The sequence below is a fragment of the Gordonia humi genome (assembly GCF_014197435.1).
Taxonomy (GTDB): domain Bacteria; phylum Actinomycetota; class Actinomycetes; order Mycobacteriales; family Mycobacteriaceae; genus Gordonia; species Gordonia humi.
Genome location: NZ_JACIFP010000001.1, coordinates 1,688,357 through 1,704,902, shown reverse-complemented (window position 1 = coordinate 1,704,902; position 16,546 = coordinate 1,688,357). Strand labels below are relative to the sequence as shown.

17 protein-coding genes are annotated in these 16,546 nt (G+C 69.4%); 10 read left to right on the top strand and 7 right to left on the bottom strand.

Features of this window, described 5'->3' with window-relative positions:
* Positions 1-5: 5 nt before the first annotated feature.
* Positions 6-1,238, top strand: coding sequence for an alanine racemase (locus BKA16_RS07940; RefSeq protein WP_183372954.1), 1,233 nt, complete (start codon positions 6-8; stop codon positions 1,236-1,238).
* Complete coding sequence (locus BKA16_RS07935; RefSeq protein ID WP_343067321.1) at positions 1,226-2,542, top strand: D-arabinono-1,4-lactone oxidase; 1,317 nt, start codon at positions 1,226-1,228, stop codon at positions 2,540-2,542. Before BKA16_RS07940 ends, BKA16_RS07935 begins: the two co-directional genes overlap by 13 nt.
* Positions 2,543-2,548: 6 nt before the next feature.
* Here the strand turns inward: BKA16_RS07935 and BKA16_RS07930 are convergent, their stop codons facing one another.
* The 3 genes from BKA16_RS07930 to BKA16_RS07920 form a co-directional block, all read right to left on the bottom strand.
* Entirely contained in the window at positions 2,549-3,280 is a 732-nt protein-coding gene (locus BKA16_RS07930; RefSeq protein ID WP_183370154.1) for an enoyl-CoA hydratase, read from the bottom strand.
* A 159-nt stretch (positions 3,281-3,439) separates the two neighbouring features.
* The gene (locus tag BKA16_RS07925) at positions 3,440-3,805 is read right to left on the bottom strand and encodes an FKBP-type peptidyl-prolyl cis-trans isomerase (protein WP_183370153.1); all 366 of its coding nucleotides are present in this window, start codon (positions 3,803-3,805) and stop codon (positions 3,440-3,442) included.
* Positions 3,806-3,809: 4 nt separating this feature from the next.
* Positions 3,810-5,120: a citrate synthase gene (locus BKA16_RS07920; RefSeq protein ID WP_183370152.1), complete on the bottom strand. Its 1,311-nt coding sequence runs from the start codon at positions 5,118-5,120 to the stop codon at positions 3,810-3,812.
* A gap of 171 nt (positions 5,121-5,291) precedes the next feature.
* Here BKA16_RS07920 and BKA16_RS07915 point away from each other — a divergent pair, with 171 nt between their 5' ends.
* The 3 genes from BKA16_RS07915 (at position 5,292) to BKA16_RS07905 (ending at position 7,925) form a co-directional block, all read left to right on the top strand.
* Positions 5,292-5,972: a 5-oxoprolinase subunit B family protein gene (locus BKA16_RS07915; protein ID WP_183370151.1), complete on the top strand. Its 681-nt coding sequence runs from the start codon at positions 5,292-5,294 to the stop codon at positions 5,970-5,972.
* On the top strand, positions 5,969-6,853 hold the full coding sequence (locus BKA16_RS07910) for a 5-oxoprolinase subunit C family protein (protein ID WP_183370150.1): 885 nt from the start codon (positions 5,969-5,971) through the stop codon (positions 6,851-6,853). The genes BKA16_RS07915 and BKA16_RS07910 overlap by 4 nt, the downstream gene beginning before the upstream one ends.
* A gap of 67 nt (positions 6,854-6,920) precedes the next feature.
* Positions 6,921-7,925 carry an oxygenase MpaB family protein gene (locus BKA16_RS07905; protein ID WP_183370149.1) on the top strand — a complete coding sequence of 335 codons (1,005 nt, stop codon included), beginning with the start codon at positions 6,921-6,923 and terminating at the stop codon, positions 7,923-7,925.
* A 13-nt stretch (positions 7,926-7,938) separates the two neighbouring features.
* On the opposite strand, the gene BKA16_RS07900 is transcribed toward BKA16_RS07905, so the two are convergent.
* From BKA16_RS07900 to yczR, 3 genes are all read right to left on the bottom strand, one after another.
* On the bottom strand, positions 7,939-9,225 hold the full coding sequence (locus tag BKA16_RS07900) for an MFS transporter (RefSeq protein ID WP_183370148.1): 1,287 nt from the start codon (positions 9,223-9,225) through the stop codon (positions 7,939-7,941).
* On the bottom strand, positions 9,225-9,884 hold the full coding sequence (gene pdxH / locus BKA16_RS07895; RefSeq protein ID WP_183372952.1) for a pyridoxamine 5'-phosphate oxidase: 660 nt from the start codon (positions 9,882-9,884) through the stop codon (positions 9,225-9,227). Before pdxH ends, BKA16_RS07900 begins: the two co-directional genes overlap by 1 nt.
* 96 nt (positions 9,885-9,980) lie before the next feature.
* Positions 9,981-11,453, bottom strand: coding sequence for a MocR-like transcription factor YczR (gene yczR, locus BKA16_RS07890; RefSeq protein WP_183370147.1), 1,473 nt, complete (start codon positions 11,451-11,453; stop codon positions 9,981-9,983).
* 62 nt (positions 11,454-11,515) lie between these two features.
* On the opposite strand from yczR, the gene yczE reads away from it, so the two are divergent.
* The 5 genes from yczE (at position 11,516) to BKA16_RS07865 (ending at position 15,628) form a co-directional block, all read left to right on the top strand.
* Positions 11,516-12,157 (top strand): membrane protein YczE, encoded by a 642-nt coding sequence (gene yczE, locus BKA16_RS07885; RefSeq protein WP_183370146.1) that lies wholly within the window; start codon positions 11,516-11,518, stop codon positions 12,155-12,157.
* A 22-nt stretch (positions 12,158-12,179) separates the two neighbouring features.
* Positions 12,180-12,554, top strand: coding sequence for a DUF6054 family protein (locus tag BKA16_RS07880; RefSeq protein WP_183370145.1), 375 nt, complete (start codon positions 12,180-12,182; stop codon positions 12,552-12,554).
* A gap of 92 nt (positions 12,555-12,646) precedes the next feature.
* Positions 12,647-13,783, top strand: a complete 1,137-nt coding sequence (gene serC / locus BKA16_RS07875) for a phosphoserine transaminase (RefSeq protein ID WP_183370144.1) — start codon at positions 12,647-12,649, stop codon at positions 13,781-13,783.
* Positions 13,784-13,915: 132 nt separating this feature from the next.
* Positions 13,916-14,785 carry a septation protein SepH gene (gene sepH, locus BKA16_RS07870; RefSeq protein ID WP_183370143.1) on the top strand — a complete coding sequence of 290 codons (870 nt, stop codon included), beginning with the start codon at positions 13,916-13,918 and terminating at the stop codon, positions 14,783-14,785.
* Positions 14,786-15,628: a DUF6928 family protein gene (locus tag BKA16_RS07865; protein WP_183370142.1), complete on the top strand. Its 843-nt coding sequence runs from the start codon at positions 14,786-14,788 to the stop codon at positions 15,626-15,628.
* Between the two features lie 19 nt (positions 15,629-15,647).
* Here the strand turns inward: BKA16_RS07865 and BKA16_RS07860 are convergent, their stop codons facing one another.
* Positions 15,648-16,511 carry a TrmH family RNA methyltransferase gene (locus tag BKA16_RS07860; RefSeq protein WP_343067320.1) on the bottom strand — a complete coding sequence of 288 codons (864 nt, stop codon included), beginning with the start codon at positions 16,509-16,511 and terminating at the stop codon, positions 15,648-15,650.
* Positions 16,512-16,546: the final 35 nt, after the last annotated feature.

Sequence of the window (16,546 nt, the reverse complement as noted above, 5' to 3'; positions counted from 1 at the left end):
AACTGATGACAGGCGGCGAGTATCGGCCCGACTGGGCCGGCATCGACGACGCGGTGCGGCGTGCGGGCCTGGACTCGCCCGTTCTAGCCCTCGATCTCGACGCGCTCGACCACAATATCGCCGACCTGCGACGCCGCGCGGCGGGTCGACCGATCCGCGTCGCCTCGAAGTCGTTGCGGGTGCGATCGATGATCGAGAAGGTGCTCGCCGAAGACGGCTACGCGGGCGTGCTGGCCTACGACGTCGCCGAAGCGCACTGGCTCGCGACGCAGTCGGGCGTGGCCGACGTCCTCCTCGGATATCCGACCTGCCGACGCGAGGCGCTCACCGCTCTGCTCGCCGACGATCTCGCCTGCCGGCGCGTCACACTGCTCGTCGACGACGAGGCCCAGCTCGACCTGATCGACTCGGTCGTCACCCCGGACAGGCGCCCGACCGTCCGCGTCGCCATCGACCTCGACGCCTCCCTGCGCGTCGCGGGCGGCCGCGTGCACGTGGGGGTGCGCCGCTCCCCGATCCACACCGTCGCCCAGGCGACGGCGCTCGCGCGCGTCATCGTCGCCCGGCCCGGCTTCGATCTCGTCGGCGTGATGTCGTACGAAGCGCAGGTCGCGGGTGTCGGCAACGCGGTGATCGGCAAGCACGCGATGAACGCGGCGGTCACCGCCATGCAGTCACTGTCGATGCGCGAGATCCGTCGCCGACGCGGCCGGGTGATCGCCGCCCTGCGTCACATCACCGATCTGGAGTTGGTCAACGCGGGCGGCACCGGCTCCCTCGAGGAGACGGCCAAGGACGCGTCGGTCACCGACATCGCGGCGGGCTCCGGCCTGTTCGGCGGCCACTTGTTCGACAACTACCGCCGCTTCCGGCCGGCGCCCGCGATGGGATTCGGGCTCGACGTGCTGCGTCGTCCCGCCGACGGCTTCGTCACCTGCGGCGGCGGCGGATGGATCGCGTCCGGTCCGCCCGGACCGGACCGACTCCCGAGACCGGTATGGCCCGAGGGTCTGGAGTACGTCGGCACCGAGTCGGCGGGCGAGGTGCAGACCCCGCTGTCGGGCGACGCCGCCCGCGATCTGTCGATCGGCGACCGCGTGTGGTTCCGCCACACCAAGTCCGGCGAGGTCTGTGAACGTGCCGACCGCGTCGCCCTGATCGCGCACGACGCGTCCGGGGCGAAGAACGTGGTCGACGTGGTCCCCACCTATCGAGGCGAAGGGAAGTGCTTCCTGTGACCGGCGTCTGGACCAACTGGGGCGGAACCGCCTCCTGCACCCCGGCCGAGGTCGTCACGCCGAACAGCGTCGACGAACTCGCGGCTCACGTGCGCAAGGCCGCCGAGAACGGCACACCGGTCAAGCCGGTCGGCGCGGGCCACAGCTTCACCGAGATCGCGGTCGCACCCGGGATCCAGGTGAACCTGTCCCGGCTGCGCGGTGTGCGCTCGGTGGACCTCGACCGCAAGCGCGTCACTCTCGCCGCGGGCACCCACCTGCACGAGGTGCCTGCGATCCTGGAGCCGTTGGGGCTGGCGATGGAGAACCTCGGCGACATCGACCGGCAGACGCTCGCCGGCGCCACGTCGACCGGCACCCACGGCACCGGCGCGCGCTTCGGCGGCATATCCACCCAGATCCGGGAGGTGCAGCTGGTCGACGGCTCGGGCGAGGTGATCCGAGTCGGCGAGGACGATCCCGATCTGAAGGCCGCAGCGCTGGGGCTCGGAGCCCTCGGCGTGCTCACCGAGATCACCCTGCAGTGCGTCGACGCGTTCGCCGTCCGTGCCGACGAGGGCACCGGCCACGTCGACGACGTGATCGACGGATTCGCCGACAACGCCGCCCGGTACGACCACTACGAGTTCTACTGGTTCCCGCACACGACCGCGACGATCACGAAGGCCAACACCCGGCTGCCCGCCGACACGCCGCGCCGCGGGCCGAGCTCCCTGCGCCGATACATCGACGACGAACTGCTCGCCAACCGACTCCTCGGCCTCTTGTGCGAGGCGGGCGCGCGCGCTCCCCGCACGGTCCGGTCGATCAACCAGGTGGTCGGGCGCGCTCTGTCGGCGCGCACGTACACCGACCGGTCGGACAAGATCTTCATCTCCGACCGCGACGTCCGGTTCCGCGAGATGGAGTACGCGCTGCCGTTGGCGGATGTTCCCGACGCGCTGCGCGAAGTGCGGGCGATGATCGAGCGCCGACGTCACAACGTCAGTTTCCCGATCGAGGTGCGCACGGCCGCAGCCGACGACCTCATGCTGTCCACCGCGAGCGGACGAGCTTCGGGCTACATCGCCGTGCACCGCTTCCACCGCGACGATCCCGCGGCGTCGCGGGCGTATTTCCGCGACGTCGAGGAGATCATGGTGGGCCGCGGCGGCCGACCCCACTGGGGCAAGATGCACACCCGCGACGCCGAGAGCCTCCGCGCGCTCTACCCGCGCTTCGACGAGTTCCGCGCGGTCCGCGACCGTTTCGACCCGCAGCGCGTGTTCGCGAATCCGTATCTGGACACGGTGCTGGGGAGCTGACGCCCGCTACTTGCCGGTGAACACCGGGAACCGCTTCTCCTCGCGGGCCCGCCGCGCCTCCTTGGCGTCGTCGCTCGTCCACGCCGCGATCATCGCGTCGTGGCGGTCCGCGGGCGCCTCGTCGCGCGCGCCGTCGCCGGTGAGGACCATCTTGTAGTGGCGCAGCGTGAGCGGGGCGAACCCTGCGATGGTCGACGCCCAGTGCGCGGCGTCGGCGAGGTCGCCGATCTTGTTGGCGAACCCGAGATCGTAGGCGCGGTCGGCCGAGATCGGCTCGCAGCCGATCAGGATGCCGCGCGCCGGACCGCCGCCGACCAGTGAGACGAGACGGCGGATGGTCCATTCATCCAGTGCCACGCCGATCTTGGCCGCCGGGATCCCGGCGATCGCCTCGGGAGCCATGACTCGGAGATCGGCGGCCATCGCGAGTTGCAGACCGCCGCCGAGCGCCGGACCGTTGACCGCGGCGATCACCGGGACCGGCGTCTTCTCGATCTGCTCGATCACGGCGACGAGTCGCTCGGGGAACTCCGGATCGTACACCGGCCCGGACAGGTCGGCGCCGGCGCTGAACACGGTGCCGCGGCCGGTCAGTACGATGACGCGCGCTCCGGCGTCCACCGCGTCGGTGAACGCCTGCGACAGATCCCGCAGCATGTCGTAGTCGAGTGCGTTGCGCTTGGCCTCGCGGGCCAGCTCGATGGTGGTCACGGGGCCGTCAGTCGTACTCACGATCATGGAGGGAGAGTACCCATCGTCGTCCGCGGGCGCTCGTGTCGGGTCGATGCCGCGTACGAACCGACGGCGGGTCCGCTGGGCGATGCCGTGCCCAGCACGTGGTGGAAACACGAACAGACCGCCCTGCCGGACGGGCAGGGCGGTCTGGTCGAGAGGATCTCAGGCGCCGAGCAGGTCGATCACGAAGATCAGCGTCTTACCGGAGAGCCGGTGACCCGCGCCTTCGGGACCGTAGGCCAGCTCGGGCGGCACGACGAGGCGACGGCGGCCGCCGACCTTCATACCGGGGATGCCCTTCTGCCAGCCGGGGATGAGGGCTTCGAGCGGGAAGTTGGCGCTCTGACCGCGGTCCCACGACGAGTCGAACTGCTCGCCGGTCTCGAATTCGACGCCCACGTAGTGCACGTCGACCATGCCGCCGGGCTGTGCCTGCGCGCCGTCGCCGATGATGATGTCGGTGACTTCGAGTTCGGTGGGGGCAGGGCCCTCCGGGAACTCGACTTCGGGCTTGGTGTTCTCAGCCATGGTTCTACCGGTCTCCCATTCCGACGAAGTCGCGCTCGGTGTAGCCGGTGTACAGCTGACGCGGACGGCCGATCTTGGTGGTCGGGTCGGCGTGCATCTCGCGCCAGTGCGCGATCCAGCCGGGAAGACGTCCCAGCGCGAAGAGCACGGTGAACATACGCGTCGGGAATCCCATCGCGCGGTAGATGACGCCGGTGTAGAAGTCGACGTTCGGGTACAGCTTGCGCTCGACGAAGTAGTCGTCGTGCAGCGCGACCTCCTCCAGGCCCTTCGCGATGTCGAGGAGTTCGTCCTCCACGCCCAGCGAGGTCAGGATCTGGTCGGCGGTCTTCTTCACGATCGCGGCGCGCGGATCGTAGTTCTTGTAGACGCGGTGACCGAAGCCCATCAGCTTCACACCGTCTTCCTTGTTCTTCACCTTGGTCATGAAGGCCTTGGTGTCGCCGCCGGATTCGCGGATCTCGTCGAGCATCTCCAACACGGCCTGGTTGGCGCCGCCGTGCAGCGGGCCCCAGAGCGCGTTGATACCGCCCGAGATGGACGTGAACAGGTTGGCCTGCGACGAACCGACGAGGCGGACGGTCGACGTGGAACAGTTCTGCTCGTGGTCGGCGTGCAGGATGAACAGCATGTCGAGGGCCTTGGCCACCTCGGGGTTCACCTCGTAGGGCTCGGCCGGGAAGCCGAACGTCATGCGCAGGAAGTTCTCGACCAGGCTCAGCGAGTTGTCCGGGTACAGGAACGGCTGGCCCTGCGACTTCTTGTACGCGTAGGCCGCGATGGTCGGCAGCTTGGCGAGCAGACGGATGGTCGCGAGCTCGACCTGCTCGGGATCCTTCGGATCCAGCGAGTCCTGGTAGTAGGCGCTCAGCGCGTTGACCGCGCTGGAGACGACCGGCATCGGGTGCGCGTTGCGCGGGAAGCCGTCGAAGAACCGCTTGAGGTCCTCGTGCAGCAGCGTGTGGCGCTGGATGCGCGTGGTGAAGTCGTCGAGCTGCGCCTGCGTCGGGAGCTCCCCGTAGATCAGCAGATAGCTGACCTCGATGAAGGTCGACTTCTCGGCGAGCTGGTCGATCGGGATTCCGCGGTAGCGCAGGATGCCCGCGTCACCGTCGATGTAGGTGATCGACGACTTGGTCGACGCGGTGTTGACGAAACCACCGTCGAACGTCGTGAGGCCGGTCTGCGACAGGAACGAGCCCAGTGCGACCGAGTCGCTGCCCTCCGAAGCCTTCAGAATAGGAAGATCGATCTTTCCACCGGGGTAGGTGAAAGTACCGGTCTGCTGATCGGCGGCGCCATTCTCCACGGACACACAAACCCCTTAGCAATCGCGGGTGAGCAAGTTGTTCGGTAACAACTTAGTCGGCTTTCGACTCGACTGCCCAACGAGGGTCCCCGGGTTGACGACGGGATCCTCACATGTGCAGCCGACGACTTTTCTCGTCGCACGCTCAGCTTACGCACACCTCGGTACGGTGACTGCATGCGAGAGTACCCGGCGGGCGACGACGGCCTCCTCCTCGACTTCAGCGGGCGCGACGATCCGCCCCGCACCGCCGCCCGTGTGGCGGACGCCCTGCGAGCCGCCGCGGCTGCCGGGTCACTCTCGGTGGCAGATGTGATCGCGGCCGCGGAAACCGTGCTGGTGGAGGCGCTTCCCGGCACGGGTATCAACGAACTCGGAGTACGTCGAGCAGTCCATGACGTGCTGGCCTCCGATGATCGAGGAGCATCCGACGACGCCTCGTCGACAGCGCCGATCGTCGTCTCCACGGTCTACGACGGACCCGACCTGACCGACGCCGCGACCGCCGCGGGGTGCTCGACCGACGAGCTGGTGCGCGCCCACACCGCGGTCCTCTGGCGCGTGCAGTTCATGGGTTTCGCGCCCGGATTCGGTTATCTGGTACCCGATGTCACAAGTGACATAATCGACATCCGGACGCTGGCCGCGATCGGTCGACACGACCAGTCTCGCCCCGCGGTTCCGGCCGGATCGGTGGCCGTGGCGGCGGGATACAGCGCCGTCTATCCCCGCGAGAGCCCGGGCGGATGGCAGTTGCTGGGGCGCACCGCACTGCAGATGTGGAACTCCGCGGCCAACCCGCCCGCCCTGCTCGCCGCCGGGACCGCCGTCCGCTTCGTCGACGGCGAGGCGTCATGACGGGCCCGCACGCCGAGTTCGTCGTCGCCTCGACCGGTCCGCTGTCGACGATTCAAGATCTGGGCCGCCCCGGACTGGCCCACCTGGGCGTGCCCCGCTCGGGTGCCGCGGACCTCGAGTCGTTCGGGCTCGCCAACCGGCTCGTCGGCAACCGGGAGGAGGCCGCCTGCGTCGAGGTGACGCTCGGCGGGTTCTCGGCGACGGTGCACGGCACCGCACTCGTCGCCGTCACGGGTCCGTCGACCGTCGTCCGAGTGGACGGCCGAGAGGTCGGCAGCCATGCGGCGATTCCCCTGGAGAACGGCCGACGCCTGTCGGTGACGGCGCCGCGCCACGGGTGCCGTAACTACGTGGCCGTCCGAGGCGGCTTCGACGTCGTCCCCGAGCTCGACTCCCGGTCGACCGACACGCTGTCCGGACTCGGACCCGCTCCGCTCGCCGTGGGAGACGAACTGCCCGTCGGACGCCTGTCGTCGGGCTGGCCTGCCGTGATGCTCGCACCGCCGGCGCCGTGTCCGACGGCGCCGTCGATCGCGCTGACCGTCCGATACGGCCCGCGGGCCTATCGGCTCGTCGATCCGGGCGTCCTCGCCGAGGGAGTCTGGGTGGTGAACCCGGCGAGCAATCGGATCGGCGTCCGACTGGACCGACCCGAGGGCCACGACGACCGTCGGCCCGTGCATCTCGGTCAAGCCGAATCGGCGTCCGAGGGCGTACCGCTGGGCGGCGTCCAGATTCCGCCGAGCGGGCAGCCCGTCGTCTTCCTCGCCGACCATCCGGTGACCGGCGGCTATCCGGTGGTCGCCGTCGTGACGCCGACGTCTCTCCCGCGAGCGGCACAGCTCGTCGCCGGCGACCGCGTCCGCTTCGTCACCGGCTGACACCCGCCCGCCGGCCGGACATCGGATCCGTTGCATTCCCAATGAGACGTATCTAGAATTTCGTCTCATGACAGAGCTGTTGCCCGATCACGCACCCGACACCGAGTCGCCCGCGTTGCCGCCGCTCGGCCCGGACTCGGTCACCTGGCGCTTCTTCGGTGACTGGCGCGGCATGCTGATGGGCCTGTGGTCGGGATCGATGCAGAACATGCACCCGAAGCTCGCGGCAGGCGTGTGGGACCACTCCGACTTCTTCGGCGAGCGGTGGGAGCGGTTGATGCGGTCGCTGTATCCGATCTCGGGCGTCGTCTTCGATCAGACGCCCGAAACGGGGAGGCAGGTGCGCGACTATCACCTGACGATCAAGGGCACGATGGACGACGGCGGCCGCTACCACGCGCTCGACCCGGACGTCTTCTACTGGGCGCACGCCACCTTCTGGTACGGCAACATCCGCTGCGCGGAGGCGTTCGGGCCACCGATCTCCGAGGCCGACAAGCGGGCCCTCTTCGACGAGTCGAAGAACTGGTACGCCGCCTACGGCATCTCGATGCGACCCTGCCCGGACACCTACGAGGAGTTTCTCGAGTACTGGGAGCACATGTGCACTCGGGTGCTGCGCGACCACGACGCCGTCCGCACCGTCCTGGACATCACCTCTCTGCCCGCCCCGCCGTGGGCGCGGGCCTGGCTGCCGAACTGGTTGTGGCGTCGACAGGTCGTGGTGATCCAACGGGTGTTCCAGTGGATCACCACCGGTCTGTACGACGAGCCGGTCCGGGAGATGATGGGCCTGACCTGGACCGCGAAGGACCAGCGACGGTTCCGCCTGTTCGGGCGGGCGGTGAACGCCGCGATCGGACTGCTTCCTCCGCGGTACCGTCGTCACCCGCGGGCCCGCGACGCCGACGACCGTCTCACCGGTCGCGTCGCCGTCGACGCTCCCCTTCTCGAGACGCCGACTCGGAATCTGCCGTCGGGCGCCGAACGCGACAACCCGATCCACTACTGCCCGGTTCACACGAGTCGTCGCGCGAACCTTCCGTGGCAGCGCGACGAGGTGAACGACTGAGTCGCCGTTCCGCCTAATCCACCGTCTTCTCCCGCATCGCGACCCGGTAGCGCCAGAACACCGGGACTGCGAGCACCGCGAGCACGGTGCCGACCACGGTGAGGACGCCGCCGCCCGCCACGGTGATCGCGGTGCCCGCCACCGCCGCGGCGCCGCCGTGCAGGACGTCGGCGATACGCGGACCACCCGCGACCACGACCATGAACACCCCCTGAATGCGGCCTCGGACCTCGTCGTTGGCGGCCGACAGCAGCATCGTCTGCCGGAACGCACCGGAGATCATGTCCGCGGCTCCGCCCACCATGAGCACCAGGACCACGAGCGGCAGGACCGGCAGCGGGGACCCGTTCGCGAACAGCAGCAGCACGCCCGCGACGGCGACCGAGCCGCCCCAGATCAGGATGCAGATCACCACGGCACGCCCCTGTCGCGTCACCCGCGACACCCAGCCCGACAGCACGCCGCCGACGACGGCGCCCGCCGGAATGGCGATGAACAGCAGGGCGAATGCGATGCCGCCGTCGGTCGGACCGCCGAAGTCCTCGTGCGCCATCTGGGGGAACAGTGCGCGCGGCATACCGAAGATCATCGCGATCAGATCCACGACGAAGGACATCAACAGCACCGGCTGCGTCTTCAGATACAGCAGTCCGTCGATCACCGATCGCACGCCCGGCGTCGTCGGCTTGACGCCCTCGGGCAGCAGCGGCGGCAGCGCGGGCAGTCGGACGACGGCCCACAGCGTCGCGAACAGACAGACCGCGTCCACCAGATAGAGGAGCGAGAAGCCGAGGATCGGGATCAGCGCGCCGCCGACGAGCGGACCGGCGATCGCTCCGGCCTGTGTGACGGTGAAGTTCAACGAATTCGCCGCGGGCAGTTCACGCTCGTCGAGGATGCGCGGCAGTATCGCCGTGCGCGTCGGCTGATTCACCGCGAAGAACGCCTGCTGGAGCGAGAACACCGCGAGGAGGATCCACACGTTGTTCCAGCCGAATGCGGCCTGCGCCCAGAACAGCACCGCCGTCCCGATCAGGCCCAGAGTCGTGACCGACAGGATCCGCCGCCGGTCGAACGTGTCGGCCAGCGCCCCGCCCCACAACCCGAACACGATGAGCGGAACCAGGCCGAACACTCCGGTCAGGCCGACGTATGCCGAACTGCCGGTGATCGCGTAGATCTGCGCGGGTACGGCGACGACGGTCAGCTGCGCGCCGATGACCGTGACGATGTTGGCCCACCACAGCCGGGAGAAGTTCCTGTTCTTCAGCGGTGTGGTGTCGGCGAGGATCTTGGGCACTAGGGCTGCAGCCGTTCCACACGCCAGGCGTCGCCGTCGCGCACGGCGCGCACCCGGTTGTGCAACCGATCGGCACGACCCTGCCAGAACTCGACGACGTCCGGCTCGATCCGGTAACCGCCCCAGTTCTCCGGCACCGGGACCGGAGCGTCCTCGCCCAGTCGACGGGCCACGTCGGCGGCCTTGGCCTCCAACGCCTCCCGTGAGGCTATCGGCCGCGACTGGTCGGAGGCGCTGGCCGACACCTGCGACCCGCGCGGCCGCGAGTTCCAGTACGCCTGCGTCTCGTCGCCCGACACCTTGACCACGCGACCGCGCACATGGATCTGCCTCTCCATCGCGATCCACGGGAACGTCGCCGACGCGTACGGATTCGCGGCCAGCGCCCGCCCCTTGTCGGAGTCGTATCCGGTGAAGAAGACGATGCCCTCGTCGCTGACGCCCTTGCACAGGACCGTGCGGGTGGCCGGTCGGCCGTCGGCGTCGACGGTGCCGACGATCATGGCGTTGGGCTCGGCCACTCCCGCGCCGATCGCGGCGGCCAACCAGTCGCCGAACAGCGCGCGCCACGGCGGATCACCGGTGAGCCAATCGACATCGAGATTCGCCGCGACGCCGTCGCGCCCCGTCCCATCGGAGGCGCCGTATCCGACCCGCATGCTGTGCAATTCGACCTGCCCGTTCACGAGAGTAGATGGTATGCCGCCTACGGCCGCCGTCGCCGGTCAGCGCCGCCGTACGACCCGGCACTCGGGTCAGACGACGAGGCGGGTCGCGAGCCCGTCCGGGACCTCGGACCCCGCACGGCTCGATGTCCCGGCGTCGCCGACCACACGACGATACGCCTGCCCGACGAGGTCGACAGCCGCGCGCAGCTCGACGACGGGCAGCGTGTACGGGATCCGGATGAAGCGATCGAGGCCTCCGACGACGGTGAAACCGCTGCCGGGCGTCAACCGCACACCGAGGTCGGCCGCGGCGGCCGCGGTCGCCGTCGCCGCGGGTCGCGGCAGCCGCACCCACAGACACAGTCCGCCCACCCCGGGGATCGTCGTCGCACCCGGCAGCGCGTCGTCGATCGCCTCCCGGGCGACGGCGCGCGAGGTGCGCAACGAGGCCAGCCGGTCGGGCAGGAACTCACCGAGGCGCTCCAGCGCGTACGCCGCCGCCAACTGATCCATCACCGCGCCGGACACGCCGAGGTCGTACCGGGCGACGGCGAACGCGTCGGGCGGCGTCGCCGTGCGGATCCAGCCGACGCGCAGCCCGCTCCAGACGGTCTTGCTGGTCGAGCCGAGAGTGATGATCTGGGCGCCCGGCGGCGCGAACGAGGCGACCGGCGGCGGCGCGTCGCGGTCGAGACCGAGTTCGACGAGCGTCTCGTCGATCACGATCGGCACACCGTAGCGTGCCGACAGTTCGCCGAGCCGGATCCGACCGGCGATGTCGAGCAGCAGCCCGGTGGGATTGTGGAAGTCGACGATCAGGCACACCAGCCGGGGCCGCTGCAGCCGGAGGATGGATTCGAGATGGTCCAGGTCCCACCCGTGCTCGGCGTCGAGCGGCAATGCCACCGCGCGTGCCCGCGCACGCGAGATCGCTTGCAGCGTCCCCGAATACGTCGGCGACTCGACGACAACCCGCTCCCCCGCCGCGACCAGGGTGTCGAGGACCACGCGCAGCCCGTGTTGGGCGCCCGCGGTCACCAGGATCTGTTCGGGTCGCGTCGGCAGACCCCGGTCGACGTATCGCCGGGCGACGGTCTCGGCGAGTCCGCGCAGCCCTTGCGGATACACACCCGGACCGGTCAGGTAGGCGGGGGCGGCGTCGAGCGCGTACCGGTAGGCCTCGTGCACCACCTGATCGGGTGCGGACGGCGCGGCGATGTTGAGTCGGTGTCGATCCGCCTCACTGCCGTTGTCGAACGGCTCGGCCGGGACGTCGACGGGCAGCACCAGCACACTCCGCGCGCCCTGACGCGACTGAAGGTGGCCCCCGTCCCGCAGAACGGCGTACGCACCGGCGACCGTGGTCCGACTGACCTCGAGGGCGTCGGCGAGCGCCCGCTCGCTTGGCACCGCCGTTCCGACCGGGACCCGGCCGTCGAGCAGCAGCACACGCAGCCCGTCGGCCAGTGCGAGGTACAACGGTCGCGGCCCGGTCGGCCGCCAGGCGCCGAGACGTCGCGCCAGGGCGTGTGCGCCGATCGCACCAGTCGGAGTGACCATGGGTCCAGTGTTGCGCAACTGGCTATGGATTCCAAGGCCAGTACGGAGGAACCATAGGTGTCATGAGCACTGCGCTGTCGTGGACCGGACGCCTGTCGAGCCTGTACATCGGGCTGTTCCTCTACGGCGCGTCGATGGCTGTGGTGCTGCGCGCCGGGCTGGGCAACATCCCGTGGGACGTGCTGCACGAGGGCGTCGCCGAACACGTGCACCTGTCGATCGGCGTGGTGTCGATCGTCCTCGGCGCCGTCGCCCTGCTCGCCTGGATTCCGCTGAGGCAGATGCCCGGGCTGGGCACCGTCTCCAATGTGATCGTCGTCGGTCTCGCCTTCGACGCGGTGGCCCCGCACCTCCCGGCGGCGCCCGGATGGCGACTCGCCGTCCCGATGATGCTCGGTGGCATCGTGCTCAACGCGTTCGCGACCGTCCTCTACATCGGCGCGCGCCTCGGCCCCGGGCCGCGGGACGGTCTGATGACCGGCCTCGTCGCACGCACCGGATGGTCGGTCCGCCTGATCCGCACCGTGCTGGAGGTGACCGTCGTGGTGATCGGCGTCGCACTCGGCGGCACCTTCGGGATCGGCACCGTGCTGTACGCGGTCGGCGTCGGTCCGTTGATCCAGTGGTTCGCTCGCGTCCTGCACGTGACGGCGGCCGTGTCCGGCGACGACACCGCACCCGATCGGGTGACCGACCCGGTCTGAAACGCGCTGCGATACTGACGCCATGGCGAAGTACGAGAGGATCTTCCGGGGAGACTTCGACGCCGTCGTCGGCCGCGTACACGACGGCGTCCTGTCCGCGAGCATGTCGGCGTCCTACGAGGACGGGTCGAACATCGAACCGCGCGGCGTCGACGTCCGCTGCGCGGTCCGCGTGTTCGAGCGGTACAGCGCGTTCGGCGGCAACCGGGTCGCGATGAACGTGACGATCGTGGGAGTCGGCGACCGCGTCTTCGTCTCCGCGATCACCGCGGGCGGCAGTCGGGCCGTGGTGTGGAAGGTCAACACCCTGGGTGAGGAGGACTTCCTGCGGACGCTGACCGACATCGTCGAACCCATGGCGAAGGCCGCACCGGACGATGACGTCCCCGCCCCGTGATCGGAGTCCATCTGTTCTGTTCATAGTTCGCCGACCGGATGCTCATCGCACCGAATCGCTCTACGTCTCGTCCGCGTTCTACCATGCACAGCATGACCGACAACGCCGCGATCACCATCCCCGCCGATCTCCTGCCCGCCGACGGCCGCTTCGGCTGCGGACCGTCGAAGGTCCGCCCCGAGCAGTTGCAGTCGCTGGTCGACACCGGCGCGTCGGTGTTCGGCACCAGCCACCGCCAGGCACCGGTCAAGAACGTCGTCGGCGCCATCCGCAGCGGTCTGGCCGATCTGTTCTCGCTGCCCGACGGCTACGAGGTCGTCCTCTCCAACGGCGGCACCACCGCGTTCTGGGACGCCGCGGCGTTCGGCCTGGTCCGCGAGCGCGCACTCAATCTGACCTACGGCGAGTTCTCGTCGAAGTTCGCGACCGTCACCAAGAAGGCGCCGTTCCTGGCCGACCCGAAGGTCATCTCGACCGACCCGGGCACCGCGCCGGACCCGGCGGCGATCACCGCCGCCGACGTCGAGGGCGTCGACCTGATCGGCTGGGCGCAGAACGAGACGTCGACCGGTGTCGCCGTGCCCGTCCTGCGTCCCGAAGCGGCGGGCGACGCGCTCGTCGCGATCGACGCCACGTCGGCCGCCGGCGGTCTGCCCGTCGACGTCTCGCAGACCGACGTGTACTACTTCGCACCGCAGAAGTCGTTCGCCTCGGACGGCGGTCTGTGGATCGCGATCATGAGTCCGGCCGCGCTCGCGCGGGTCGCGGAGATCAAGGAGTCGGGTCGCTGGTGCCCGGACTTCCTGTCGCTGCCGACCGCCGTGGAGAACAGCCCGAAGGATCAGACGTACAACACGCCGGCCGTCGGGTCGCTGCTGCTGCTGAAGAACCAGATCGAGTGGATGAACGCCAACGGCGGTCTGGACTTCTGCACCGGACGCACCGCCGAGTCGAGCGGCATCCTGTACTCGTGGGCCGAGAAGAGCGATTTCGCGTCGCCGTTCGCCGATGAGGCGCACCGCAGCCAGGTGGTCGGCACCATCGACTTCGCCGACTCGGTCGACGCGGCCGCCGTCGCCAAGACGCTGCGCGCCAACGGCGTCGTCGACACCGAGCCGTACCGCAAGCTGGGCCGCAACCAGCTGCGGATCGGCATGTTCCCGGCGATCGACCCGGCCGACGTCCAGAAGCTCACCGAGTGCATCGACTACGTCGTCGGAAAGCTCTGACTTCACCCCATTCGAGTAGATGGACACGCCGCGGACTCCCCGTTCGCTGCGTGTCCATCACTTGTCTCACCGGCTCGGTGTCTTACGCTGGAGAGTGATATCGCGAACGAGGGGACGCAGAGGAGGGGTCGAGTGCGGAAGCTGAAGGCGCAACACGCCGATCCTGACGGCGGGGTGATCTGCGTCGACGTCGAGTCCGGCGAGGAGTTCTCCCTCACCGTCGACGACACCCTGCGCGAAGCGATCTCGCCGACCCCGTCTCCACCCGCCCCCGTAGAACCGGGAATCATGCTGAGTCCCCGCGAGATCCAGGCCAGAGTCCGTGCGGGCGCCACCGTGGACGAACTCGCCGAGGTCACCGGGGAACGCAGCGAGAAGATCTACCGATTCGCCCACCCGGTCCTGTTGGAGCGAACCCGCGCCGCCGAACTCGCGCGGGCCTCGCATCCGGCAGGCATCGACGGCCCCAGCGACAACACACTCGGCGAGCTCGTCGCCGAATGCCTTGCCCTTCGCGGTAATTCGACAGCCGAAACGATATGGGACGCATGGCGCCCGGAGGACGGCCGCTGGGTGGTTCAGATCGGCTGGGGCCCTCAGGACCAGCGCGACTACGCGCACTGGCGGTTCACCCCGGGCTCACACGGCGGCACCACCGAGCCCCTGGACGATTTCGCGGTCGAACTGACCGAACCCGAACTGGCCCGCGCATCGCGGCGGTCGACGTTCTCAGTGGTCCCGCATCCGCCCGAGCCGCCGCAGCGTGAGGTGTTGCCCGACGGACACGAGCAGGTGACCGTCGACGCCGACTCCATCACACAGCGCCAGTCCGGAGCGCTCGAGCTCGAGTTCGACGACGATTCCGACGGCGGGGGGCAACGCGGTCAGGAGTCACCGCAGCAAGGGCAGGGTCCGAGGCATCGCAGCGGCAAGCGTGCGACGCCGACCGTCCCCGCCTGGGAGGACGTCCTGTTGGGCGTCCGGAGTCACCCCGGAGAGTAAGTGTTCGCCCACACCACCGCCTTGTGGTTCGTCGACTGCCCCGATCCCGCCGAACAGCTTCGGCGCGGGCCGGTCGCCGACCCCGACCGCACCGACGCGTTCATCGCGACCGCCTACGCCGACGACGTCCCGTCCGCGAGTGCGCTGACCGACCTGTCCGCACTGTCGGACGCCGCCGACGACGTGGTGTTCGCCGCTCACTTCGGCGATCTCGCCGTGCTCGCCGGCAAGTCGTTGTCGACCGTCGCCCCCGATGAACTGACCGAGTTCGTGACCGGTCTCGGCTTCGGACAGACGGTCCTGCTCCTGTCGTTGGACCCGGTCGCCTCCACCGGCGTGTTCGCACGCTGGGAAAACGGCCGCCTGCAGCGGGCGTTCGCGGCGTCGCCGGATACGATCCGCGCCGATCACGGCGTCCCGTTCCCCTTCGAGAACGGCTTCTGGGCGGGCGAGCGGCCCCTGCAGTATCTGCCCGGTGTGGAACCGAATCCGCTCGATCTGCCGTTCCATCCCGCCGAACTCGCCGAGGAGTCGAACCGGCAGTGGCTCGGATTCCGCTTCACCCCGCCGCCCGGCGACGACGACACCGCTCTCACGAGCATTCCGGTGTACTCGTATCGGATTCTCTCCGCGGGCTCGGAGTCGGTGCCCGCCGCCGACGCGGAACCCGTCGCGCCGCCTCCTGCCGAGGCCGCGGCGGCCGGACCGTCCCGACCGGCCGACGATCTCGACGACGCGGAAGTGACGACGCCGCTGGCACGAGCGAGCGAATCGGCCCCGGAGCCGACACCGCGCGCTCCCGGGCCGATCTCCCGCTACTTCGGTTTCCGCGGGCGGCTGTAGGACACGCCCGAGGCCCGTCCTACCGACTCAAGGCCTCGTAGAACGCGACGGCGGCGGCGGTCGCGACATTGAGCGAATCGGTACCGCGGCTCATCGGGATGTGAGCGCGCACATCGCACTGTCGCATCGTGTGCTCGACGAGCCCGGGTCCCTCCGCACCGACGAGGAAGGCCAGCTTGGTCCCCGTCGCATCGCCCCCGCGGGTCGGCGCGATCGCCTCCCGCAACGGGACGCTGCCCTCCCCCGGAGTCATCGCGACGGTCCGGAATCCGTTCTCCCGCAACAGCTCCAGATCGCCCGGCCAGTTCTCCGACTTGGCGAACGGAACGAGCAGCGCGTGGCCCATCGAGACACGGACACAACGCCGGTACAGCGGATCGGCGCAGCCGGTCCCGAAGATCACCGCGTCGACGTCCAGACCTGCGGCGTTACGGAAGACGCTGCCGATGTTCTCGTGGTCGTTGACGCCTTCGAGCACCGCGACGGTCCGCGCACCGGCGATCACATCGGCGACACCGAGCATCGTCGGTCGACGCGCCGCGGCGAGGACGCCTCGATTCAGGTGAAAGCCGATGACCTGTGCCATCACCTCTTTCGACGCCCGGTAGAACGGGACGCCGTCGGCGCCCTCGACGAAGTCGCCCGACAACTCCTCGAGGCGACGGTCGACGCCGAACAGGGCATGCGGGGCGAATCGCGACGCGATCATCCGCTGCACCACGAGAACCCCCTCCGCGATCACCAGCGCCTTGCCGACGGCGCCGCCCGGCAACGCGGGCAGATCCGGTCGACGGTCGACCGAGTTGAGGTCGCGGAAGTCGTCGACCCTCGGATCGGACGGGTCGGTGATGTCGATGACCTCGACGGTTAGACGTTCGCTCACTCGGAATACGGTGGCACACGCCGACCGCGATCCCC